Raw genomic sequence first — 23,508 nt, 5'->3', positions numbered from 1 at the left:
ATTATGCTGCACATTATTTTTTGGGAGCCGGAAATCCCCGGCAATACGGGTGCCGCTATTCGCCTGTCCGCGTGCACCGGATCGATGCTGCACTTGGTCAAGCCGCTGGGCTTCGACATGGACGACGCGAAGCTCCGCCGCGCAGGCCTGGACTACCACGACCTCGCGCACGTTATGGTGCACGATTCCCTCGATGAGGCACTCGCCGAGGTTCCAGGGCGCGTCTGGGCGCTCACGGGCCACGCAACCACCATGTACTCCGACGTCTCCTATGCCGATGGAGATGGCCTCCTCTTTGGGCGCGAGTCGGTCGGCCTGTCCGAGGATGCGATGCATCATCCGCGCGTGGAGGATCGCGTGCGCATCCAGATGGTTGACGGGGTGCGTTCGCTCAACTTGGCCAACTCCGCATCGATCGTGCTGTACGAGGCCTGGCGACAGCTGGGTTTCCCAAACGGCGTCTAACCCCACGATGAAAAGATGACGAACGAGGCCCGGATCGGACCGCTCCGCCGGGCCTCGTTTACTGCGTTCATCGCTGGATCAAGCAGTGGGTCAGTGCGCCCTCCACGGGGAGGACGGACGTTCGACCTGCTCTGCGAGCGAGACGATCCTGCGCGGATTCGAGCGCCACATCCAGATCAATCCGATGATCGACACGATAAAGGGTAGGAAGTAGAAGTCAGCGCCGAGGCCAGTCCAGGCTGAGCGCGCGGAATTCAGCTCATCCAAGCCGAGCGATGCGACCCACAAAATAATCGGAATGGCGATCGACAGAGAGATCGTGACCCAACCAACCATGCGCATGCGTCGCCCGTTGTGGGTGAGCGCCGTGGCCGCGACGAGGTAGTCGATACCCGCGAGCAGCGCAACGATGCGCGGCCCCCAGGGTTGCCCCTGCGCATGAAACAGATCGAGGATAGCCGTGACGAGAATCCAGGCCCCGAGGAGCCAAAACAGAGCAATGATGATGCGGCCAAGCCCAAGCGACGGTGGGCGCTGATCGCGCGCACCGACGGCCTCGTTCGTCGTCTCATGTCCGTGCACACGTCTGATCCTACCGACAGCATTGTCGCGACGCATCGCATTGGGGAAGAGCACCATGAGCAACTATGCCGTGTGGCCTGATGCACCGCGATGGAACACCGAGCTTCAAGACAGCGTTGCACAAACGTGGGACAATGGGCCTATAAGGACCGTGAGGCCCGCCATGAAAACAACCATCTGAGCTTCAGCTCATCAGCGAGGAGTTTTAAACCTTGAGCGAATCGACCTACGACATCGTCATTCTGGGTGCGGGTTCCGGCGGCTACGCGACCGCCCTGCGCGCTGCGCAGTTGGGCATGAAGGTCGCCCTCATTGACGGCGACAAGGTGGGCGGCACCTGTCTGCACCGCGGCTGCATCCCCACCAAGGCGTACCTGCACGCTGCAGAAACGGCCGAGGCCGTGCGTGAGTCGTCCAAGTTCGGCGTCTCCTCCACCTTCAACGGCATTGACATGGCTCAGGTGGGTAAGTACCGCGACTCTGTTATTTCCGGTCTGTACAAGGGCCTGCAGGGCCTGCTCAAGTCTCGCAACGTCGAGGTGATCTCCGGCTGGGGCCGCCTCGCCGACGCGAACACTATCGAGGTGAACGGCCAGCGCATTACCGGCCGTAACATCGTTCTGGCGACCGGCTCCTACTCGCGTTCGATCCCCAGCCTCGAGATCGGCGGCCGCGTGATCTCCTCCGACCAGGCCCTTCAGATGGATTGGGTTCCCTCCTCCGCCGTGATTCTTGGCGGCGGCGTCATCGGTCTGGAGTTCGCATCCGTGTGGCGCAGCTTCGGCGCCGAGATCACGATCATTGAAGCGCTGCCCCACCTCGCCAACAACGAGGATGAGGCCATCTCCAAGCAGCTCGAGCGCGCCTACCGCAAGCGCGGCATCAAGTTCCACACGAACACTCGCTTCGCCTCGGCCACGCAGAACGAGCAGGGCGTGCACGTCACGACCGAAGACGGCAAGGCTTTCGACGCCGACGTCCTTCTGGTCGCTGTCGGCCGTGGCCCCGTCACCGAGGGCCTGGGCTACGAGCAGGCCGGCATCACGCTGGATCGCGGCTTCGTCATCACCAACGACCGCCTGCACACCGGCGTCGGAAACATCTACGCGGTCGGCGATATCGTTCCCGGCCTTCAGCTGGCACACCGCGGCTTCATGCAGGGCATCTTCGTGGCCGAAGAGATCGCTGGCCTGAACCCGACCATGCAGGCTGATATCAACATCCCGCGTGTGACGTTCTGCGAGCCGGAGATTGCCTCCGTCGGCATGACCGAGAAGCAGGCACGTGAAAAGTTTGGGGACCAGGTACGCACCGTCGAGTACAACCTCGCCGGCAACGGAAAGTCGTCTATCCTGGCCACATCGGGCATCATCAAGCTGGTCTCGGTTGAGGGCGGTCCGATCGTGGGCTTCCACGGCATCGGCGCGCGCATCGGCGAGCAGATTGGTGAGGGCGAGCTCATGGTGAATTGGGAGGCATACCCCTCGGATGTCGCTTCCCTGATCCACGCGCACCCCAGCCAGAACGAGTCGCTTGGTGAAGCGGCTATGGCGCTGGCAGGCAAGCCGCTCCACGTCCACAACTGACCGAACATTTTTAATAGGAGAACACACATGGCAACTTCAGTGACCATGCCCGCTCTGGGCGAGTCCGTCACCGAGGGCACCGTCACCACGTGGCTCAAGCAGGTCGGCGACACCGTCGAACTCGATGAGCCCATCGTTGAGGTGTCCACGGACAAGGTCGACTCCGAGGTCCCCTCCCCCGTGGCCGGCGTCCTGCTGGAAATCCTGGTCCCCGAGGATGAGACTGTCGAGGTTGGCACCGAGATCGCTCGCATTGGCGATGCGTCTGAGGCTTCGGCAGCCCCTGCTGCTGCACCCGCGGCTGCTCCTGTCGAGGCTCCGGCGGCGCCTGCTGCAGCTCCTGTCGAGACCGCTGCCGCCCCTGCCTCCGCTCCCGCGCAGGGTACCGAGGTGCGCATGCCCGCTCTGGGCGAGTCCGTCACCGAGGGCACCGTCACCACGTGGCTGAAGTCCGTGGGCGACGCCGTTGACGCCGACGAGCCGCTGCTCGAGGTCTCCACGGACAAGGTCGACTCCGAGGTCCCCTCCCCGGTCGCCGGTTTCCTTGCAGAGATCCGCGTTCCCGAGGATGAGACCGTTGAGGTCGGCACCGTCGTCGCGATCATTTCTTCGTCGGCTCCCTCTGCTGCTCCCGTCGCCGAGGCAACTGCTCCGGCCGCTCCGGTGACGCCTGCTGCTCCCGCTGCACCGGCTGCACCCGCTACTCCTGCCGCTTCGGCAGCTCCGGTTGATCCCTTCCCGAACGCCTCGACGCTGGCACAGACGGCTTCCGCTGCTCCGGTCGTTGAAACCCCTGTCGCTGTGACCGGCTCCGCCTACGTCACCCCGATCGTTCGTAAGCTCGCCCGCGAGCTCGGCGTCGATCTGGCGTCCGTGTCGGGCACGGGTGTCGGCGGCCGCGTTCGCCGCGAGGACATTGAGGCTGCCGCCGCTGCCGCTCGCGCTGCAGTCGCAGCCCCCGCCGCCCCTGCTGCTTCCGCTGCTCCGGCCGCTGCACAGGCCAACGCTGTTCGCGAGCCTTCGCCGCTGCGTGGCACGACCGAGAAGATGTCGCGACTGCGTCAGACGATCGCTCGCCGCATGGTCGAATCTCTTCAGACTGCGGCTCAGCTGACCACGGTTATCGAGGTCGACGTCACGAAGATTGCCGCTCTGCGCGCGCGTTCGAAGGACGCGTTCCTTGCCAAGCACGGCACCAAGCTGACGTTCCTGCCCTTCTTCGTGAAGGCCGCGACCGAGGCCCTCGCCTACCACCCGAAGATCAACGCGACCATCAACGACAAGGAGGTCACGTACTTCGACTACGAGCACGTGGGTATCGCCGTTGACACGCCGCGCGGTCTGCTGGTCCCGGTGATAAAGAACGCCGGAGACAAGGACATCGCGGGCATCGCCGCCTCGATCAACGATCTGGCTGCCCGTACTCGCGACTCGAAGATTGGTCCCGACGAGCTGTCCGGCTCGACGTTCACGGTGACCAACACCGGTTCGGGTGGCGCGCTCTTTGATACGCCGGTCCTCAACATGCCGGAGACCGCGATCATGGGCGTTGGCACGATCGTGAAGCGTCCCGTCGTGATGAAGGGTGCCGACGGCGCCGACGTCATCGCGATTCGCTCGATGGTGTACCTGTCACTGTCCTACGACCATCGCCTGGTCGACGGTGCCGACGCTTCGCGCTTCCTCATGGATGTGAAGAAGCGACTGGAGGAAGGCGCGTTCGAGGCCGACCTCGGACTCTGATCCTCACCGAACGCTGATGGGGTGGGCCTCGCATGAGGCCCACCCCATCGCTATTGCCTGAACACATGCGAAGTTGTCGCGCATTATTGCGCGTCTGCACCACTTTGCTGATCAGCGGGCTCCGCCTTCACAACCTTTCCCGACACTGGATCGACGCGCACCCGAAGGTCGGTTACTTGGGGCTCCGAGCGCTTCTCACACGTTCCAGCTCGACATGTTTCCGACGTGAGAACCGTCAACGTTGCACTGACATCGATGGCTCCCGGCTCACACGCTAAAACGGACACATCATCGATCCGTGAGGACAACTGCGAGACGCGCACTCCGTCGCTTTGCATCATTGCGATGCGTTCCTTGTCTTGATCAAGCAGCTCGCCACCAAGAACGCTCTCAAGAGGCGTCGGGTCACCGGCGACCACTGCTTCGTCGCGCGTGCGGATCGCACGATTAATCGTTTCTGACAGGGCGGAAACGTCGCATGGACTACCGGATGACTGCTCAAGGGACTGTGAGGGATCGCTGTAAACCGATGTCTCCGATTGGTCGTCGCTCGGACCGCTACTCAAGAAGCCGTAGGCCATAATGGACACACCTGCGATGATCGCCATCAGCCCCATAGCGAGGACGCCGAGCGCTCGGCGCCGGCCGCGCTGCGCTTCCTGTCTCCTGCCACGCACATTCTGTGGTGTCGAGGCAGCCGGGCGCTCGGACTGCCTATCTCTGAGGGTATCTTCGCGCAGTGCCGCAGCGCGCAAGTCTGCGATGACGCGCTCGGGATCCACGGGCTCACGCGAAATAGGGTGCTCGACGGGATCGTCAACAACGGGCGTCGCGTCTGCAAGACAATCGTTAGGCTCATCGAACCCGAGCTCAGCCAGGGCCTCGTCCATGTGCAGAATCTGCGCGAGCTGACGCAGGCACGCACGATCGGCCTGCGGCCCGCTGCGTCCTTGACTCCACCCCGGCGTTCCGTCGTCCTCTCCCAACTCGTCGATGAGATCGATGATGACCGCGCGCCCAGATGGTGTCACGATGATGTTGGAGGGCGTTAAATCCCCATGGACGATTCCAGCGCTGTGCAGGGCACTGACCCCGGCAGCAATTCCTTCGATGATCTGGCGTCTTGTCGCGATGGGGCGCAAGTCGGGCGAGCCAATTTCCGCGTCGAGGGGACGTCCTGCCACATAGTCGTAAACGATTGCCCAGCGGCCGTCATCTGATCGCGCAACGTCGCGCAAGGCAACAACGTGTCGCGACGTGATCGACGCCCACGCCTTCCACCGCTCGAGGCAGCGCTCTCCATCTCCGGCGGCGCGCAGCGACAACAGCGCCTCACCCGCATTCGTGCGCGTACGCCACACGGGGCCTGTCGCCCCGATATGGAAGATTTGGCCAATGTCGTAACCGCCAATGTTCATACCGACATTGTCCAAAGCCAACCAATGTGATGCAACTCATTTCACAAAGTGCCTGATCGGACGGGTGGACTTTCGATCATCAATTGCACGTACAATAATGAGGCTATGAGTGAATCGAATCCCCCCGGCAAGAGGCGCTTCTATCAGAACGTCCTCGACGCGTACCGACTGACCAAACGCACCTACCCGGCACTTCCGTGGATGCTTCTCGGAACAGTCGCAGCGGTGATCGCCGTCTTCATGCTGGTAGCCTGGCTGACCAACATGTCGCTTATTGGCTGGCTTGTCGTCGGCATCGTGGGCTCGTTCACCGCAGCCCTTGCGCTGCTGAGCATTCTGACGCGCCGCGCTCTGTACTCGCAGGTTGAGGATACGGCGGGTGCCGTGAAGGTTGCACTGTCCCAGATTCAGCGAGGCTGGGTGATTCCCGAGCAGCCCGTCGCATACACCCGTGAGCAGGACCTCGTGTGGCGCATTGTTGGCCGCGCCGGCGTCGTTCTCATCTCCGAGGGCCCCGCGTCACGCGTCCGCCCCCTCCTCCAGGCCGAGACGAAGCGCGTCACCAGGGTCATGCGCAACGTTCCCGTTCATCAGATCCAGGTGGGTCACGATGACGGGCAGATCGCCCTGAAGGATCTGCAGCGTGAGCTGCGCAAGCTGAAGAACGTGCTGACCCCCGAGGAAGTTCCCCAGGTCTCGGCACGTATCAACGCTCTCCGATCGGGCGAGCCTCCCATTCCGAAGGGCATCGATCCTTTTCGCGCCAAGCCGTCACGCCGCGCACTTCGCGGCAACTGAACCTCTCAAGTGGGCAAGCACCGTGTGCTTGCCCACTTGTGTATCCACGATCCGAGACTCATTCGACATGCATAGTATGCACATGCTTGCATGTTCAGTACACGATATCACTCGAATCACGGATACTGAGGAACATAATCATGCACACCAAGAAGATTCTCGCCATGCTCACTCTGGCCAGTACCGCGACCGCAATGGCCGCATGCGCAGACCCCACGACGAGCACGAGTACCGCAGACACGACGACGGGGGCAGCCACATCAACCACCTCACACTACGACATCTCATCAATCCCAACCGTCGACGAGATTGCAGCGCTCGTTCCCGACAGCATTAAGAAGCGGGGCACCCTGCGTAACGGAGCCTCTACCGGATATGCGCCTGCCGAATACATGGATGCTGATGGACAGACTCCCATTGGCTATGACATTGACATTAACAAGGCGCTCGCCAAGGTCATGGGTCTGAACGCCGGAGAAACGAAGCACTCCGAATTCCCCACGATCATCCCCGCTCTCGGCACAAAGTTCGACGTGGGCATCTCATCGTTCACCATTACCTCCGAGCGTGAGCAGCAAGTCAACATGGTGTCTTACCTGAACGTCGGATCCGCATGGGGCGTCGCTGCTGGCAATCCGAAGAATTTTGACCCGTCTAACCCGTGCGGCGCGACTATTGCGGTTCAGACCGGCACGGCTCAGGAAGAATACGCGGCCGCGCTCTCTGACGAGTGTGTTGCAGCCGGCAAGGAAAAGATCACCGTCATGCCTCACGAGCTCCAGACGGACATCGCCACCAAGCTGACTGGCGGCCAGTATGACGCGACCCTCGCGGACTCAACAGTCATTGGCTACACGAGCTCGCAGTCTGCCGGCAAGATCGAGCAGCTTGGCGACACGTTTGAGTCAGCCCCTCAGGGCGTGGCGGTCGCAAAGGATGATGCGCAGCTTGCTGAGGCGGTCCAGAAGGCTATGCAGTACCTGATGGACAACGGCTACCTCAACGACATTCTGGCGTCCTACGGCGCCGAGAATGCAGCACTGACGACAGCTACACTCAACCCGACCGTCGACTGATTCGGGACATGTTACGCATAATATGCATTTAGATGCATATGGGTGCATAATGGTAGCAATCACGAGCCACGGCCCACTCCCATCGGAAGGCAGATCATGACCATCTCGAAGGCACACGCCCTTATCGTCCTCGCAGCCGCAGCTGCTCTCCCACTCGCCGCCTGTGCGGATCCGACGTCGACCAGCTCGTCGACCAGCGGATCTGAGAGCACCTCGGCCGCGGCAACCACGGCCTCGTACGACGTGTCGAAGATCCCGACCGTCGACGAAATCGCTGCCCTGGTTCCCGACGAAGTCAAGGAGCGAGGTACGCTGCGAAACGGCGCCTCCGCCGACTATGCGCCCGCGGAGTTCCTCGGTGACGATTCACAGACCCCTCAGGGATATGATGTCGACATCAACAAGGCGCTCGCCAAGGTAATGGGTCTGAACGAGGGAACCACGAACCACGCTGAGTTCCCGACCATTATTCCGGCGCTGGGCACCAAGTTCGACGTGGGTATCTCCTCCTTCACGATCACCTCCGAACGCGAGGAGCAGGCAAACCTCATTTCCTACGTTGAGGTGGGCTCCGCCTACGGCGTCGCTGCTGGCAACCCGAAGAATTTCGATCCGACCGACCCGTGTGGCAAGACGATCGGCGTTCAGACCGGCACTGCGCAGGAGGACTACGCCACCGAGCTGTCGGAGCAGTGCGTGGCCGACGGCAAGGACAAGATCACGATCATGCCGCATGACCTGCAGACCGACATCGCGACGAAGGTCATCGGCGGCCAGTACGACGCCACCCTTGCTGACTCGACTGTCATCGGCTACACCGCAAATCTCTCGAGCGGCAAGATCGAGCAGGTCGGCGACGTCGTCGACTCTGCGCCGCAGGGCGTAGCTGTCAATAAGAACGACGAGCAGCTGACCCAGGCCATCCAGAAGGCCATGCAGTACCTGATGGACAACGGCTACCTCAAGGACATCCTGACCACCTATGGCGCTCAGGACGCAGCGCTGACCACCGCCGAGCTGAACCCGGCGACGAACGACTGAGGATCTCATGGCAACCATCAAAGACGGCGTTGAGCTGATCGACGCGAAACCAGTCCCCCGCCCAGGGAGGTGGGCGAGTGCAATCGTCGCGGCAATCCTTGCGGCAATGGCAGCGCACGCGCTGGTGACGAACGCAAACTTCCAGTGGCAGGTGGTGTCCCAGTGGCTGTTCTCGCGTTCGATCTTGCAGGGTGTGCTCTTCACGATCATCCTGACGATCCTCGCGATGGTGGTGGGCACCGCTCTCGCCATCACGATGGCGATCATGCGTCAGTCCGTAAACCCGGTCCTGCGCTGGGTGGCGATGGCCTACATCTGGTTCTTCCGTGGAACCCCTATCTACACGCAGTTGATTTTCTGGTCGCTGCTGCCCACGCTCTACCCGAAGCTCTCCTTCGGTGTGCCCTTCCTCGGCTCACTGTGGGGATGGGAGCTGACGTTTGATACGGCAACCTACTTCACCCCATTCTGGATGGCTTTCATCGGCTTGGGCCTGAACGAAGGCGCGTACCTCGCGGAAATCATGCGCGCGGGCCTGCTGAGCGTCCCGAAGGGCCAGTGGGAGGCCGCCACCGCGCTGGGAATGCCGCGCGGAACGATCTTCCGCCGTATCATCCTGCCCCAGGCAATGCGTGTGATTGTGCCGCCGATCGGCAACGAGACAATTTCGATGCTGAAGACGACCTCCCTGGTCTCGGCGATCCCCTTCACCCTCGAACTCACGTTCATTGCGCGTCAGCGTGGCCAGGCGACGTTCGCTCCCGTGCCGCTCCTGATCGCGGCTGCGATTTGGTACCTCGTCATCACGAGTCTCCTAATGTGGATTCAGTCCTTCATCGAGAAGTACTACGGCAAGGGCTTCGAGCGCCGCGACAACGCCGGCGCCCACTCCCCCGCCACGTCATCTTCTTCCGATGAGGATCACAAGGCCAAGGGCACCAAGCTCAAGTTTTTGGATGTGACACCATGACGACCACGACGCCCATGGTCTCCGTTCGCGGAGTCCACAAGTTCTTCGGTGACCTGCACGTCCTGCGGGGCATCGACCTGGATATCGGTTCCGGCGAGGTCTGCGTCATCCTTGGCCCCTCAGGTTCGGGCAAGTCGACGCTCCTGCGATGCCTGAACATGCTCGAGGACATTAGCGCCGGCCGCGTGTACGTCGACGGTGAGCTGCTCGGCTACCGTGAGGACGAGGACGGCGTGCTGCACGAGCGCCACGATAAGGAGATCGCTGCTCAGCGTTCTCGTATCGGCATGGTGTTCCAGCGATTCAATCTCTTCCCGCACAAGACCGCGCTGGAGAACGTCATGGAGGCCCCCGTTCAAGTTCTCAAGCGTTCGAAGATCGAAGCGCGCGCCCAGGCTCTCGAGCTGCTTGACCGCGTCGGTCTGGCTGATCGCGCGGACCATTATCCGGCGGAGCTTTCGGGTGGTCAGCAGCAGCGAGTTGCCATCGCCCGTGCGCTCGCCATGGATCCGGATATCATGCTCTTTGATGAGCCGACCTCAGCGCTCGATCCCGAGCTCGTCGGTGAGGTGCTCCAGGTCATGCAGGACTTGGCCGCATCGGGCATGACGATGGCGGTTGTCACTCACGAGATCGGGTTCGCCCACGAAGTCGCCGACCAGGTTGTTTTTATGGATGGTGGCGTGATCGTCGAGGCCGGAGCTCCCTCCGAGGTCATCGATAACCCGAAGTCTGAGCGAACCAAGGAGTTCTTCTCCAAGGTTCTGTGAGCTTCTGATGACGAGGCCGGGGCTGGCGTGTTCCAGTCCCGGCCTTTGTCGTACCTGTCGCGAAACGACCGAGGTATCGTCGTCAGGTGAGGGTAACGAGATCCAGGTAGCTATCGTCCCACAGGTCCTCATCGGCGTCAGGCAACAGCAGGACACGCTCGGGGTTAAGTGCCGTGACAGCGCCGGGATCGTGCGTGACGAGGATGACGGCGCCCTCGTAGTCACGGAGGGCCGCGAGGATCTCTTCTCGCGAAGCGGGGTCGAGGTTGTTGGTCGGTTCGTCGAGCAGCAGGACGTTTGCGCCCGAGACGATGAGTGTTGCTAAAGCGAGGCGGGTCTTCTCACCGCCAGACAGCACAGACACGGGCTTTTCGACGTCATCACCTTGGAAGAGGAACTGGCCGAGAATGTTGCGCACGTGGGTGTCGTCGAGGGTAGGAGCGGCCTCGGCCATGTTTTCACGGATCGTGCGGGTCTCATCAAGGGTCTCGTGCTCCTGGGCGTAGTAGCCGAGCTTAAGACCGTGTCCGGGCACGACGCGGCCGGAGTCTGGCTCCTCGATACCGGACAGGAGCCGCAGGAGCGTCGTCTTGCCGGCGCCGTTGAGGCCGAGAACGACGACTTTCGAGCCACGGTCGATCGCGAGGTCCACGCCGGTGAACACTTCGAGCGAACCGTAGGACTTCGACAGCCCTTCAGCAGTGAGGGGAACGCGGCCCGACGGTGCCGGGTCGGGGAAGCGGAGGCGCGCAACCTTGTCCTGGACGATCTCTGAACCCGCTTGAGCGAAGAGCTCTTCAGCTCGGCGCAGCATCTGCTGAGCGGCGACGGCCTTTGTGGCCTTCGCGCGCATCTTCTCGCCCTGAGCCTTGAGGTGTTCGGCCTTCTTCAACGCGTTGGCGCGTTCTTTACGGCGACGGCGTTCGTCTTCCTCACGCTGCTTGAGATAGGCCGACCAACCGAGGTGATAGATGTCGATCTGTGCGCGGTTCGCATCGAGATAGAAGACCTGGTTGACGGTGTCACCCAGCAGCTTGACATCGTGCGAAATGATCATGACGCCGCCAGGGAACGTCTTGATCCAGTCCCGCAGCCAGACGATCGAATCGTGGTCGAGGTGGTTCGTGGGTTCGTCCAGAAGCAGGACGTCCGCGTCGGAGAAGAGCACACGGGCAAGCTCGACCCTGCGTCGCTGACCACCGGAGAGGGTATCGAGGGTCTGATCGAGCACCCGGTCTTCAAGTCCCAGCGAGTGCGCGATCTGCGCCGCCTCGGCGTTAGCTGCCCAACCGCCTGAGTTCGTGAACTGCTGATCGAGCTTCACGTAACGTTCCATGGCGCGCTGCTGACGAGCGCCCTCAGTCGTTGACATCTCGTGTTCGGCCTTGCGGATACGGGCGATAATCGAGTCGATGCCGCGTACGGAGATGATGCGGTCGCGGGCCTTCATCGACGGATCACCCACGTGCGTGTCCTGCGCCAGGTAACCGACCGTCCCATTCGATGAGATGGTGCCGGTGTACTCGGCCGCGCCTCCACGGTCGTCTTCGCCCGCGAGCAACCTCATCGTCGTCGTCTTACCCGCACCGTTACGGCCAACGAGGCCGATACACATGCCTTTGTCGATACGGAAGCTCGCGTGGTTGACGAGCTCGCGGGGGCCGATGCGCAACGAGAAATCCTGGACGTTAATCACCCTCCAAGAGTAGAGGGAGGGGTGCGTGTGGGCGAATCAACCCACCTGCGAGGCGGCGCTGTTGCGCATGATCACGCTAGGAGCGGGCACAATGGGTGTCGGAATTAACCGATATCTACTCTGCTTTGCGAGGTTTCATCCCATGTCCGATAGCCCGGTCCCGTCTGGATCGGCGCGCCCCACGCGCGCCCTTGACATCGTCTCCGTCGCCTTCGTGGCACTGCTGCTCATCTCGAATATCGCCGCAACCAAGGCGTTTATGCTCGGCACGTCCACGCACTACCTCATTTTCGACGGAGGCGCGATCCTCTTCCCACTCACGTACATCATCGGCGATGTGCTCTCGGAAGTCTACGGATTTGCTCGGGCTAAGCGCGTCATCATCATGGGATTTGTGGCTTCCCTTCTGGCATCCCTCACTTTCTTCGTCGTGCAGTATCTGCCTCCCGCTCCGGATTACGAAAACCAGGATGCTTTTGCGGCGGTCCTCGGCGTCGTGTGGCGTGCGGTCTTGGCTTCCCTCGTTGGTTACCTGGCGGGTCAGCTGCTGAACTCCTACGTCCTCGTATGGATCCGCCAACGCTGGGGTTCCAAGCACCTGTGGGCCCGCCTCATCGGCTCGACGATCGTCGGCGAGGCAGCAGACACTATCTTGTTCTGCACGATCCTCTTCTACGGCGAGATGTCGCTGGGCAATTTCATCAACTACACCGTCACCGGCTACTTGTACAAGGTGCTCCTTGAGGTCATCCTGCTCCCCCTGACCTACCCGGTCATCGCGGCCATTCGGCGCACGGAGGGACTCAAGAAGGACGAGGTCTTCGACCGATGAACGACAACTGGCTGTCCGCTCCCGCTCCCGAGCAGCTCACGCCTTTCGAGCCCCCGGCCTCGGAGGGAGCACACCATCCCGATAGAGGCTTCACCATCGGGCACCGAATGGAGTCACACGGAGGCCTCGGACGCACCGGCATCATCCACACCGCGCACGGAACGATCGCGACCCCCGCGTTCATTCCCGTCGGCACGAAGGCCAACGTCAAGGCCCTCACGCCCGAGATGGTGCGCTCGCTGGGTGCTCAGGCCGTCCTTGCGAACGCTTACCACCTGTACCTGCAGCCGGGGTCCGACATCGTCGACGAGGCCGGCGGTTTCGGTCCGTTCATGAATTGGTCTGGCCCCACCTACACCGATTCGGGCGGCTTCCAGGTCCTGTCTCTTGGAGCCGGCTTTAAGAAGGTTCTGTCGCAGGAGTTCTCCGGTCAGGCCGATCCGACCGACCCAAAGGTCCAGATGCAGGCGATTAAGGCGTCCAACGCGGTCGTCGACGACGATGGCGTGATCTTCTCCAGCCACATCGACGGTACGAAGCATCGCTTCAACCCCGAGGTGTCGATGGGTATCCAGCACCAGCTTGGCTCGGACATCATGTTTGCCTTCGATGAGCTCACGAGCCTGCTCCACCCGCGTTCCTACCAGGAGGAATCTCTCGAGCGCACCCACGCGTGGGCAGCCCGATGCCTCGCCGAGCATAAACGCCTCACGGAGGAACGCTCTCACAAGCCGTATCAGCAGCTGTGGGGTGTCATCCAGGGCGCACAATGGGAGGATCTGCGTCGCCAGGCCGCACGCACGATGGCAGATATGGAGGTTGACGGCCAGCGCTTCGACGGGTTCGGCGTTGGTGGCGCCCTCGAGAAGGAAAATCTCGGAACGATCGTCTCGTGGGTGTGTGAGGAACTGGGCGAGGATCGTCCCCGCCACCTCCTGGGTATCTCCGAGCCCGAGGACCTGTTCGCAGGCGTCGCAGCCGGTGCCGACACCTTCGACTGCGTCAATCCGTCGCGCGTCGCGCGTAACGCCGCGATCTACACGCCGGACGGGCGTTTCAACATCACGAATGCACGCTTCAAGAGGGATTTCACGCCGCTCGTTGAGGGCTGCGGGTGCTACACCTGCACGCACTACACCCGCGCATACATTCATCATCTGTTCAAGGCGAAAGAAATTTTGTCGGCGACGCTCGCAACCATTCACAACGAGTGGTTTACACTGCGTCTCGTCGATGGAATTCGCGCATCGATCATCGACGGGTGCTTTGACCAGTTCCGTTCCGACATGCTTGGCCGCTACGAGGCCGGGCGCCGCCGCTGAAAGTGTGGAGCAACCATGAGTTTCAATGACAACATCCGTTTGGATCCCTCGCGCGTCGGTACGTCCGGCGCGGGGCGCAAGATCGCAGGTGCAAGCGGTGGCTCGCTGCTCGGTGTTCTCTTGATTCTCGGGTTCTCCTACTTCACCGGCATCGATCTGACGAGCCTCCTCTCGACGTCTTCCGACACGTCGTCAACCTCGTCGTCGGCGGTTGACACGTCCACCTGCCAGACGGGTCAGGACGCCAACACTCGCGTCGAGTGCCGCATGGTCGCCACCGCGCAGTCCCTCGACGCGGTGTGGAAGACCCAGCTGTCCGCCCAGGACACGGGCGTCGCGTACCAGCTGCCCGACTTCCAGATCTTCACGAACTCCATCTCCACCGCATGCGGTAACGCGACGAGCGCCGTGGGCCCCTTCTACTGCCCTGGAGACTCGACGGTGTACCTCGACCTCGGGTTCTTCGACGACATGGTCTCCAAGTACGGTGCGTCCGATTCCGTGCTCGCCCAGGAATACGTCGTGGCCCACGAGTGGGGCCACCACATCCAGAACATTCAGGGTGTCTTCCGCGCACACGACACGCGCGAGTCCGGTGAACAGGGTGCGGGCGTGCGCAGCGAACTCCAGGCTGACTGCTACGCGGGCGTGTGGATGCACTGGGCGGCCAACACCCCGGATCCCTCGACCGGCACTCCGTTCCTGAAGACCCCGACGGCCGATCAGGTCCTGGGCGCACTCCAGACCGCTCAGGCAATCGGGGATGACCGTCTGCAGGAAAAGTACCAGGGGTCCTCCAACCCAGAGACGTGGACGCATGGCAGTGCCCAGCAGCGCGCAACGTGGCTGCAGCGCGGACTTGATTCCGGCGATATCTCGACGTGTGACACCTGGAGCATTCCTCGGGTGTGAGCAGGGCTGCGGATCGGTACAATTGAGTGCGCCGATTCGCAGGAGGAAGTCATGACACGTAGCATCGTCGAGCAGGCTCACGACATGTACGACGCGGTCCCCTACGAGGTGCCCGTGCCTGATGAATCGCTGTACAACCTTTTAGACGATGCGGCGCGCTTGTATCCCGACCGCATTGCGCTCGACTACTTCGGGGCAACAACCACGTACGCGCAGGTGCGCGATCAGGTCCTGAAGGCCGCGCGGGTTCTGCACGAGGCCGGGGTCGGGCCGGGCGATACGGTGGCCATCGCCCTGCCGAACTGCCCGCAGGCGTTTGTTGCTTTCTACGCGTGTATGCGTATTGGGGCGATTGCTGCGCAGCATAATCCACTCGCTCCGGCTTCGGAGATTGCGGGCCAGCTTGGCCGCCACGGCGGCAAGGTGGCGATCGTGTGGGAAAAGTGCGTGGACGCCTATCCACTCAGCGTTCTCGACACAGTGTTCACGGTGGATATTTCGCACGGCATGCCGGCCTCGCAGCGTCTGCTCTTGAGGCTTCCGGTTGCTCGGGCCCGCGAGACCCGCAATCAGCTGCGCGGCTCCGTCCCTTCGGGCACGCGGTCGTGGGACCGCGCCACGGCCTCGTCGGCGGCCATTGACCCGTCGTTCCCGCTGCCTTCCCCAGACGATCGCGCCGTTATCCTGCACACGTCCGGAACGAACGGCATCCCCAAGTCTGCTCCCCTCACGCACCGCAACATCGGGGTCAACGTTAACCAGTGTATGTTCTGGGTGTGGAAGCTACACGAGGGAGCCGAAACCTTCTTCTCGCTCCTCCCGTACTTCCACGCCTTCGGGCTGACATTCTTCCTGTGCGCATCCGTGCGCAAGGCGGCCACCCAGGTTCTGCTCCCGAAGTTCGACGCGCAGATGGCTCTCGACGCGCATAAACGACGCCCGATAACATTCTTTGTCGGTGTTCCTCCCATGTTTGAGAGGATCCTCCGACTCGCCACACGGACGAAGACAGACCTGTCCTCCATTCGTTACTCGGTCGCCGGGGCCATGCCGCTGTCGACGGCACTCGCGGGTGAGTGGGAGGAAGCTACCGGTGGCATGATCGTCGAGGGTTATGGCTTGTCTGAAACCGCTCCGGTGTTAACAGGTGCGCCTCTGTCGGACAAGCGCCGCCACGGGGTTCTTGGGGTTCCCTTCCCTTCCACACAGCTACGCCTCGTTTCGCTCGACGACGATACTCTCGACGTCGAGGATGGCCAGCCTGGGGAGATTATCGTTCGTGGACCTCAGGTCTTTGAAGGATATCTGGACGCACCCGAAGAGACCGCACGCGTCTTTACGTCTGAGGGCTGGTTCAAGACGGGCGATATCGGCGTGAACAGCGACGGCTTCATTTCGATGGCGGACCGCAAAAAGGAACTCATTCTGTCCGGCGGCTTTAACGTCTACCCATCTCAAGTGGAAGCTGCGATTCGCAGTCATCCATCGGTCAACGATGTTGCCGTCGTGGGTGTTCCCGTTTCGGATGCGACAGAGGAGGTCGCCGCGGCCATCATCATGCAGGAAGGCAGCGCTCCGCTGACTCTCGAGGAGGTCCGCGCCTGGGCGGAGAAGACGATTGCGCACTACGCGCTCCCCCGCCAACTCGTCGTTATCGCCGAGCTTCCGCGCAATCAGATGGGGAAGATCCTGCGTCGTAAGGTTGCCCAGCTCGTGCGCGAGGCATTGGGCCGCTAGTTCTCTTGCTACCGGGAGGCTCCCCCTCAACAGCGCATAAAACAATCCCCCGGGATGCAACGCCCCCGGGGGATGATTGTGTGTTGATCAGACGTTAAAACCAATGGCACGCAGCTGCTCGCGGCCATCGGGGGTGATGCGATCGGGGCCCCACGGCGGCATCCAGACCCAGTTGATCTGGACCTCGTCGGTGACGGCAGACAGAATCGTCTGCGCCTGGCGCTCGATAACATCGGTGAGCGGGCAGGCGGCCGACGTCAGGGTCATATCGAGGCGCACCTGGTTCTCGGAGCCGATGACGACACCGTAGACCAGGCCGAGATCAACAATGTTGATGCCGAGTTCGGGGTCGATAACGTCCTTGAGGGCTTCGAGCACGTTCTCGGCGGCAAGGGTGCCCTGCTCAATGACGTCGGTGCCGTCAATCTGGCGGGTGGGCACCTCGGCGTCCGGCGCTTCCTGCGCGGGCGCTCCGAAGCGCTGCTCGACGGGCTCAGACTGAGCCATCGGGTTACTCATGGGTGTTCCTTTACTGCTCAGCGGGCTCGCCCGCGGTGGAAATATCAATGCCGGACTTGGCCATCGCGTCGCGCAGCGCGTACCATCCCAGGAGGGCGCACTTCACGCGATTCGCGAACTGCGACGTAGATTCGAGGGCGGCCGCGTCGCCCAGGTCGTCGAGGATCTCATCATCGACTCCGAGGTTACGCGAATGCATCATGACCTCCATGTCCCGGTACAGGCGGCCGATTTCCTCGGCGGACTTGCCTTGGGTCAGGTCCGTCATCATGGACAGAGACGCGCGCGAGATCGAGCAGCCGTCCCCGTCCCACTGCAGGGAAGCAAGACGTTCCCCGTCCAGCGTGACGCCCAGCGTCACCTCGTCGCCGCACGTAGGGTTCACCTGGTGCGACGAAGCATCCATACCGCTCGGGTCCCCCGCACCGTGCTTCTCCCGAGCGTGATCGAGGATCACCTGCTGGTACAACTGCTCAAGACTTCCCATGGCAACCTTTCCAAATGATTCCGGTACTGTTGGCGATTCTATCGGCCGAAGAAACTGCGGACCTTCGACAGGCCATCAATGAGACGGTCGATCTCCTGCACAGTGGTTGTCGGTGCGACCGACGCACGCGCGGAAGAACGCACCTGGAAGAACGTATGGAGCGGGATCGCGCAGTGGTGTCCGACGCGCACGGCCACGTCCACGGAGTCCATGAACTGGCCGACGTCGTGCGGATGCACACCGTCGACGGCGAAAGCGACGACGCCGATGCGATCGACGTCCGAGTCAGGGCCGAGCACCTGAATACCGTCGATCGACGAAATTCCGTCGAGCATCATGCGGGTAAGCGCGTGCTCGTGGGCCTCCACGCGGTCCATGCCGAGCATCGACAGGTAGCGCAGTGCCTCCGACCAGGCGGCGATCTGCGCGACAGGCTGCGATCCGGCTTCGAAACGCTCGGGAGGAGCCATGAAGGTCGATTCCTCCATGGTCACCCATTCGATCATCGAGCCGCCGGTGAGAACGGGTGGCATCGCAGCTAGAAGCGCACGACGTCCCCACAGCGCGCCCGCACCCGTGGGGCCGAGCATCTTGTGGGAGGAAAATACCGCAAAGTCCACGTCGAGCACGGACAGGTCGAGCGGCATGTGCGCGCTGGACTGGCACGTGTCGAGGAGAATAAGCGCGCCGACGGCGCGCGCAGCTGCAGTCACGGCAGCAACAGGCGAAACGGCGCCCGTGACGTTAGACACGTGGGTAAATGCAACCAAACGGGTATTCGGCGTAATAACCGACAGCGTGTCCAGGTCAATGCGACCGTCGGGCGTCAGATCGAGCCATGCGAGCTCGGCGCCCGTACGCTCACACAGCTGCTGCCACGGAACGATGTTCGCGTGGTGCTCAGCGCGCGTACAGACAATGCGATCGCCCCGTCCCACGCGCAGAGCAGCAGACTGCGCGCCTCCCATGCCCTGCGACGCGTTTCCCATGGACAGAGCGACGAGGTTGATCGCCTCGGTGGCGTTCTTCGTCCACACGATCTCGTCGGGTGCAACGCCCACGAACGAGGCCAGGGTACCCCGCGCGCTCTCAAAAGCGTCAGTCGCCTCGTCGCCGAGAAGGTGCGTACCTCGGTGGACCGCTCCGTTGCTACGGCGGTAGAAGTCGGCCTCGGCGTCGATCACGCACACGGGCTTCTGCGAGGTCGCAGATGCGTCGAGGTACGCAATGGGCGCGCCGCCGCGCCCGACGCGACTCAGAATCGGAAAGTCCGATCGAATCGCGTTGAGCTCGGCGGCGGTGAAGTCCGTAGACACGGCGATCAGAGACCCAGGTACTTGTCGTAGCCGTTCTCTTCGAGCTCGTCGGCCAGCTCGGGGCCGCCCTGAGCGGCAACGCGGCCGTCGACGAAAACGTGAACGTGGCTGGGCTTGATGTAGCGCAGGATACGGGTGTAGTGCGTGATCAGCATAACGCCGCAGCCGGTCTCACCGTGGACGCGGTTGACGCCCTCGGACACGATGCGCAGAGCGTCGACGTCGAGGCCGGAGTCGGTCTCGTCGAGGACGGCGAAGGAGGGCTTGAGCAGCTCCATCTGCAGGATCTCCAGGCGCTTCTTCTCACCGCCAGAGAAGCCGACGTTGACGTCACGCTCGGCGAAGTCGGAGTCCATGCGCAGGTTCTCCATGGAGCTCTTCATGTCCTTGACCCACGAGCGCAGGGCCGGAGCCTGGCCGTCGATCGCGGTCTTGGCGGTGCGCAGGAAGTTGGAGACGGACACGCCAGCGACCTCGACGGGGTACTGCATGGCCAGGAACAGGCCTGCCTTGGCGCGCTCGTCGACGCTCATCTCGGTGATGAGCTGGTCGTCGAGCCATGCCTCACCCGAGGTGATCTCGTAATCGGGGTGACCGGCCAGAGCGTAGGCCATGGTGGACTTGCCGGAGCCGTTGGGGCCCATGATGGCGTGGATTTCACCGGAGTTGATGGTGAGGTTGACGCCCTTGAGGATTTCCTTGGGGCCCTCGGCGGTCTCGACGGAGACGTGCAGATCCTTAATACGCAGAGTCGACATATGTATTCCTTACAGCTCAGTTGTTACGGGACTTGGCCAGCTCGGCCTCGACGGTTGCCATGAGGTGCTCGACCACCTCGGGGACGCCAATCTGGTTGATCAGTTCGGCGAAGAAGCCGCGCACGACCAGGCGGCGTGCCTCGTGCTCAGGAACACCACGGCTCATCAGGTAGAACAGCTGCTCGTCGTCGAAACGACCGGTCGCAGACGCGTGTCCGGCGCCTTCAATCTCGCCGTTCTCGATCTCGAGGTTGGGGACGGAGTCGGCCTTAGCGCCCTCGGTGAGCACCAGGTTGCGGTTCAGTTCGTAGGTGTCCGTTCCGTCGGCGGCCTCGCGAATGAGGCAGTCGCCGATCCACACCGAGTGCGCATCCTTGCCCTGGAGGGCGCCCTTGTAGGTGACGCGCGAGAAGCACTTCGGCTGGGAGTGGTCAACGAACACGCGGTGCTCAAGGTGCTGGCCACCGTCCACGAAGTAGATACCGAGCATGTTGATCTCGGCGCCGGGGCCACGGAAGTCGGTGTCGGCGCACACGCGCACAAGGTCGCCGCCGAAGCTAACAACGATGTGCGTGAGCTTGGAGTCACGGCCGAGCGCCAGACGCTGGTTCGAGGCGTGCAGAACGGTATCGTCCCATTCCTGCAGCGACACGACGGTCAGGTTCGCGCTGTCGCCAGTCTCAACCTCAACAGTCTGGTTGAGGGCAGCCTGCGCGGATCCGGTGTGCGACAGGATGACGGTAGCCTTCGAGAAGTTCTCGGCGCGAATCACGATGTGCTGCGCGCGGGTGCCCTCGATATCCGCCACGTTGATGCGAACAGGAGCGTCGAGCTCAGCCTCTGCCGGGATCTCGACGACGGTTGCCTGCTCAAAGCCGTTCCACGCGACGACGGCGGTGCGATCGCCGGGAGCAAGAACGGTTCCGAGGCGCTTGTCGTCGCGGGTCACGGTTTCGACGACGACGGGAGCGGGAGCGTCAACCGTCACGGGCGCATCGCCCGCGTCGTAGTTGGCGGGTTCGAAGAGGCGCTCGATGCGACGCATCGGGGTGAATCGCCAGTCCTCCTCGCGTCCGTGCGGAACGACAATGTCGTCCAGGTTGAACGAGGTCGGACGGTCCGCGCGCGACGGGTGAGCCTTCTCGGCGTCAGCCCCGTGCGAGTGGGCCTTGTTCATGGTGTCAACAATAGTGTTGGGGGTCGTCATCAGCCGACGGATCCTTCCATCTGCAGTTCAATGAGGCGGTTGAGCTCGAGGGCATACTCCATCGGAAGCTCCTTGGCGATCGGCTCGACGAAGCCGCGCACGATCATTGCCATGGCCTCGTTCTCGTCGAGACCGCGGCTCATCAGGTAGAAGAGCTGGTCGGCGCTCACCTTCGTGACGGTTGCCTCGTGGCCCATTTCGACGTCGTCGGTGCGCACGTCAACGTAGGGGTAGGTGTCGGTCCGCGAGATCTTATCGACGAGCAGGGCGTCGCAGAGCACGTTCGACTTGGAGTGACGCGCACGGGCGTTGACCTGGACGAGGCCACGGTAGGAGGTGCGGCCACCGCCTCGGGACACGGACTTCGACACGATCGACGAGGAGGTGTGGGGGGCCATGTGCACCATCTTGGCGCCGGTGTCCTGCTGCTGGCCGGGGCCTGCGAAACCGATGGACAGCGTCTCGCCACGGGCGTGCTCACCCATCAGGAAGCAGGCCGGGTACTTCATGGTGATCGCGGCACCCATGTTGCCGTCGACCCATTCCATGGTGCCGCCTTCTTCAACCATTGCACGCTGGGTAACCAGGTTGAGGACGTTCGTCGACCAGTTCTGAATCGTCGTGTAGCGTACGCGAGCGTCCTTCTTCACGAAGATCTCGATGACGCCGGAGTGGAGAGAGTTCTCGTCGTAGATGGGGGCGGTGCAGCCCTCAACATAGTGGACGTAAGAGCCTTCGTCGGCGATGATCAGCGTGCGCTCAAACTGGCCCATTGCCGACGTGTTGATGCGGAAGTACGCCTGCAGCGGGATCGTCACGTGAACGCCCTTGGGGACGTAGACGAAGGATCCACCGGACCAGGCTGCCGTATTCAGTGCAGAGAACTTGTTGTCACCCGCGGGAACGCACTTACCGAAGTACTCCTCGAAGATCTCCGGGTACTCGCGCAGGCCGGTGTCGGTGTCAGTGAAGATGACGCCCTGTCGCTCCAGGTCTTCCTGGATCTGCTGGTAGACGACCTCGGACTCGTACTGAGCGGCGACGCCGGAGACCAGGCGCGACTTCTCAGCCTCGGGAATGCCGAGGCGGTCATATGTGTCGCGAATTTCCTCAGGCAGGTCTTCCCAGTCGTTGACCTGGCGATCCGTCGGACGTACGTAGTACTTGAACGAATCGAAATCCACGTGGGACAGATCGGGACCCCACGCCGGCATCGGCTTACGTTCGAACAGTTCCAGCGCCTTCAGGCGGCGCTCCCGCATCCACTGCGGCTCGTCCTTCACCTCAGAGATGAAGCGAACGATTTCTTCGTTAATTCCGGTGGGGACGTCCTTCGAGTAGTCGTCGGAGTCGTGCCAACCGTATTCGTAACCGCCAATCGACTCGATGATCTCATCATCGGTCATTCGACGGTCATCAGCGCCCGAGGCGGGTGCCTGCGTCATTGTTGTGTCAACCTCTCGTTCTTAACCAAGTGCTACTTGCGTCGCACGTTCCGCGCTCCGGGGCGGATGACGGGCATACCCACGGGAATGTGGGTTGTGCACACGTGTCCCCCGCCAGCAAGCGTGGAAAGTCGTTGCACGTGGACGTCAAGCAGCTTGCCAAAGGCAAGCGTCTCGGCGTCGCACAGCTGCGGGAAATCTCCCGCGACATTTTGAATCGGGCAGTGGCCCTGGCACAGCTGCACCGCGAGCGTTCCACCGCCGATGTCGCGCACAGTGGCCGCGTAGCCGTCCTGAGTAAGCGCATCGGCGAGCGCCTGGGCGCGCACCCGCGGGTCTGAACCCGCGTCGCGCACGATCGGCGCGTAGCGCCGCTCGATCTCGCGCGACCGCGCTGCAGCAAAAGACTCAACGGCTTCATGCCCACCGAGCTGGCCAAGGTATCCGAGGGCCTTGGAGGCGAGGTCGGAATATCCATCGGCAAGGTGAACGTGTGCCCGTTCGGTCGCGACGTAGTGACGTGCGGGCCTACCACGGCCACGCTTCGACGGAGCACTGGGCTCGTGCTCGGCGATCTCCTTAGAGTCCAAGAGGAGAGTGATGTGGCGCCGCACGGCGGCCGTCGTCAGCCCCAGGACCTTCGCGATCGACGAGGCCGTAACCGGCCCCTTTTCGACGATGAGATCGAGCACCTGCTGTCGAGTAGTGGCGTCTGATTCTTCTGCCACGTGTCCTCCGCTCCGACGCTCCATTACTGCGCCTCTGTGTGCTTTTCTCTGGGAACGAGTGTACGCCAATTTAGATAAATAGGCGTTGCGAAAAGCCGCT

General features: G+C 62.4%; 22 protein-coding genes. 12 read left to right on the top strand and 10 right to left on the bottom strand.

Going from position 1 to position 23,508, the window contains the following annotated elements; translation table 11 throughout:
• Positions 1-3 precede the first annotated feature (3 nt).
• Positions 4-465, top strand: coding sequence for a tRNA (cytidine(34)-2'-O)-methyltransferase (locus tag ACTODO_RS05710; protein WP_003792351.1), 462 nt, complete (start codon positions 4-6; stop codon positions 463-465).
• 90 nt (positions 466-555) lie between these two features.
• Here ACTODO_RS05710 and ACTODO_RS05705 read toward each other — a convergent pair whose 3' ends face one another.
• Complete coding sequence (locus tag ACTODO_RS05705) at positions 556-1,104, bottom strand: hypothetical protein (protein ID WP_003792350.1); 549 nt, start codon at positions 1,102-1,104, stop codon at positions 556-558.
• Positions 1,105-1,259: 155 nt separating this feature from the next.
• Here ACTODO_RS05705 and lpdA point away from each other — a divergent pair, with 155 nt between their 5' ends.
• Together lpdA and sucB are read left to right on the top strand one after the other, a co-directional pair.
• Positions 1,260-2,633: a dihydrolipoyl dehydrogenase gene (gene lpdA / locus ACTODO_RS05700; protein ID WP_003792349.1), complete on the top strand. Its 1,374-nt coding sequence runs from the start codon at positions 1,260-1,262 to the stop codon at positions 2,631-2,633.
• A 27-nt stretch (positions 2,634-2,660) separates the two neighbouring features.
• Complete coding sequence (sucB, locus tag ACTODO_RS05695; protein WP_034512175.1) at positions 2,661-4,376, top strand: 2-oxoglutarate dehydrogenase, E2 component, dihydrolipoamide succinyltransferase; 1,716 nt, start codon at positions 2,661-2,663, stop codon at positions 4,374-4,376.
• Positions 4,377-4,459: 83 nt separating this feature from the next.
• Here the strand turns inward: sucB and ACTODO_RS05690 are convergent, their stop codons facing one another.
• Positions 4,460-5,794: a protein kinase domain-containing protein gene (locus tag ACTODO_RS05690; RefSeq protein ID WP_003792347.1), complete on the bottom strand. Its 1,335-nt coding sequence runs from the start codon at positions 5,792-5,794 to the stop codon at positions 4,460-4,462.
• A 105-nt stretch (positions 5,795-5,899) separates the two neighbouring features.
• On the opposite strand from ACTODO_RS05690, the gene ACTODO_RS05685 reads away from it, so the two are divergent.
• The 5 genes from ACTODO_RS05685 to ACTODO_RS05665 all read left to right on the top strand — a co-directional run bounded on the left by ACTODO_RS05685 (position 5,900) and on the right by ACTODO_RS05665 (position 10,449).
• Positions 5,900-6,592, top strand: coding sequence for a DUF4191 domain-containing protein (locus tag ACTODO_RS05685; protein ID WP_003792346.1), 693 nt, complete (start codon positions 5,900-5,902; stop codon positions 6,590-6,592).
• A gap of 140 nt (positions 6,593-6,732) precedes the next feature.
• Positions 6,733-7,668: an ABC transporter substrate-binding protein gene (locus ACTODO_RS05680; RefSeq protein ID WP_003792344.1), complete on the top strand. Its 936-nt coding sequence runs from the start codon at positions 6,733-6,735 to the stop codon at positions 7,666-7,668.
• Between the two features lie 96 nt (positions 7,669-7,764).
• Positions 7,765-8,709, top strand: a complete 945-nt coding sequence (locus tag ACTODO_RS05675) for an ABC transporter substrate-binding protein (protein WP_003792343.1) — start codon at positions 7,765-7,767, stop codon at positions 8,707-8,709.
• Positions 8,710-8,716: 7 nt separating this feature from the next.
• Complete coding sequence (locus ACTODO_RS05670) at positions 8,717-9,679, top strand: amino acid ABC transporter permease (protein WP_003792342.1); 963 nt, start codon at positions 8,717-8,719, stop codon at positions 9,677-9,679.
• On the top strand, positions 9,676-10,449 hold the full coding sequence (locus tag ACTODO_RS05665) for an amino acid ABC transporter ATP-binding protein (RefSeq protein WP_003792341.1): 774 nt from the start codon (positions 9,676-9,678) through the stop codon (positions 10,447-10,449). The genes ACTODO_RS05670 and ACTODO_RS05665 overlap by 4 nt, the downstream gene beginning before the upstream one ends.
• Positions 10,450-10,531: 82 nt before the next feature.
• Here the strand turns inward: ACTODO_RS05665 and ACTODO_RS05660 are convergent, their stop codons facing one another.
• Positions 10,532-12,145, bottom strand: coding sequence for an ABC-F family ATP-binding cassette domain-containing protein (locus ACTODO_RS05660; RefSeq protein WP_003792340.1), 1,614 nt, complete (start codon positions 12,143-12,145; stop codon positions 10,532-10,534).
• Between the two features lie 142 nt (positions 12,146-12,287).
• On the opposite strand from ACTODO_RS05660, the gene ACTODO_RS05655 reads away from it, so the two are divergent.
• Genes ACTODO_RS05655 through ACTODO_RS05640 form a run of 4 tightly spaced genes read left to right on the top strand, consistent with a single transcriptional unit; the run spans position 12,288 to position 16,948 of the window.
• Entirely contained in the window at positions 12,288-12,977 is a 690-nt protein-coding gene (locus tag ACTODO_RS05655; protein ID WP_003792339.1) for a queuosine precursor transporter, read from the top strand.
• A complete protein-coding gene (tgt, locus tag ACTODO_RS05650; protein ID WP_003792338.1) occupies positions 12,974-14,299 on the top strand; it encodes a tRNA guanosine(34) transglycosylase Tgt in 1,326 nt (441 codons plus the stop codon). Before ACTODO_RS05655 ends, tgt begins: the two co-directional genes overlap by 4 nt.
• 15 nt (positions 14,300-14,314) lie before the next feature.
• A complete protein-coding gene (gene ypfJ, locus ACTODO_RS05645) occupies positions 14,315-15,211 on the top strand; it encodes a KPN_02809 family neutral zinc metallopeptidase (RefSeq protein WP_003792337.1) in 897 nt (298 codons plus the stop codon).
• Positions 15,212-15,262: 51 nt separating this feature from the next.
• On the top strand, positions 15,263-16,948 hold the full coding sequence (locus ACTODO_RS05640; protein WP_003792336.1) for an AMP-binding protein: 1,686 nt from the start codon (positions 15,263-15,265) through the stop codon (positions 16,946-16,948).
• An 87-nt stretch (positions 16,949-17,035) separates the two neighbouring features.
• Here ACTODO_RS05640 and ACTODO_RS05635 read toward each other — a convergent pair whose 3' ends face one another.
• The 7 genes from ACTODO_RS05635 to ACTODO_RS05605 are packed head-to-tail and all read right to left on the bottom strand — an operon-like array spanning position 17,036 to position 23,432.
• Complete coding sequence (locus ACTODO_RS05635) at positions 17,036-17,467, bottom strand: metal-sulfur cluster assembly factor (RefSeq protein WP_034512171.1); 432 nt, start codon at positions 17,465-17,467, stop codon at positions 17,036-17,038.
• A 10-nt stretch (positions 17,468-17,477) separates the two neighbouring features.
• On the bottom strand, positions 17,478-17,954 hold the full coding sequence (sufU, locus tag ACTODO_RS05630) for a Fe-S cluster assembly sulfur transfer protein SufU (RefSeq protein ID WP_003792333.1): 477 nt from the start codon (positions 17,952-17,954) through the stop codon (positions 17,478-17,480).
• Positions 17,955-17,992: 38 nt separating this feature from the next.
• Positions 17,993-19,270, bottom strand: coding sequence for a SufS family cysteine desulfurase (locus ACTODO_RS05625; RefSeq protein WP_003792332.1), 1,278 nt, complete (start codon positions 19,268-19,270; stop codon positions 17,993-17,995).
• Positions 19,271-19,275: 5 nt separating this feature from the next.
• The gene (gene sufC / locus ACTODO_RS05620; RefSeq protein ID WP_003792331.1) at positions 19,276-20,028 is read right to left on the bottom strand and encodes a Fe-S cluster assembly ATPase SufC; all 753 of its coding nucleotides are present in this window, start codon (positions 20,026-20,028) and stop codon (positions 19,276-19,278) included.
• Between the two features lie 16 nt (positions 20,029-20,044).
• Positions 20,045-21,235: a Fe-S cluster assembly protein SufD gene (gene sufD / locus ACTODO_RS05615; protein WP_003792330.1), complete on the bottom strand. Its 1,191-nt coding sequence runs from the start codon at positions 21,233-21,235 to the stop codon at positions 20,045-20,047.
• Positions 21,235-22,680: a Fe-S cluster assembly protein SufB gene (sufB, locus tag ACTODO_RS05610; protein WP_034467058.1), complete on the bottom strand. Its 1,446-nt coding sequence runs from the start codon at positions 22,678-22,680 to the stop codon at positions 21,235-21,237. Before sufB ends, sufD begins: the two co-directional genes overlap by 1 nt.
• Before the next feature lie 32 nt (positions 22,681-22,712).
• The gene (locus ACTODO_RS05605; RefSeq protein WP_003792328.1) at positions 22,713-23,432 is read right to left on the bottom strand and encodes a helix-turn-helix transcriptional regulator; all 720 of its coding nucleotides are present in this window, start codon (positions 23,430-23,432) and stop codon (positions 22,713-22,715) included.
• Positions 23,433-23,508: the final 76 nt, after the last annotated feature.

Origin of the sequence: Schaalia dentiphila ATCC 17982, assembly GCF_000154225.1 — a bacterium.
Taxonomy (GTDB): Bacteria; Actinomycetota; Actinomycetes; order Actinomycetales; family Actinomycetaceae; genus Pauljensenia; species Pauljensenia dentiphila.
Note: the sequence above shows the minus strand (reverse complement) of the source record. Positions and strands in the feature narration are given on the sequence as shown.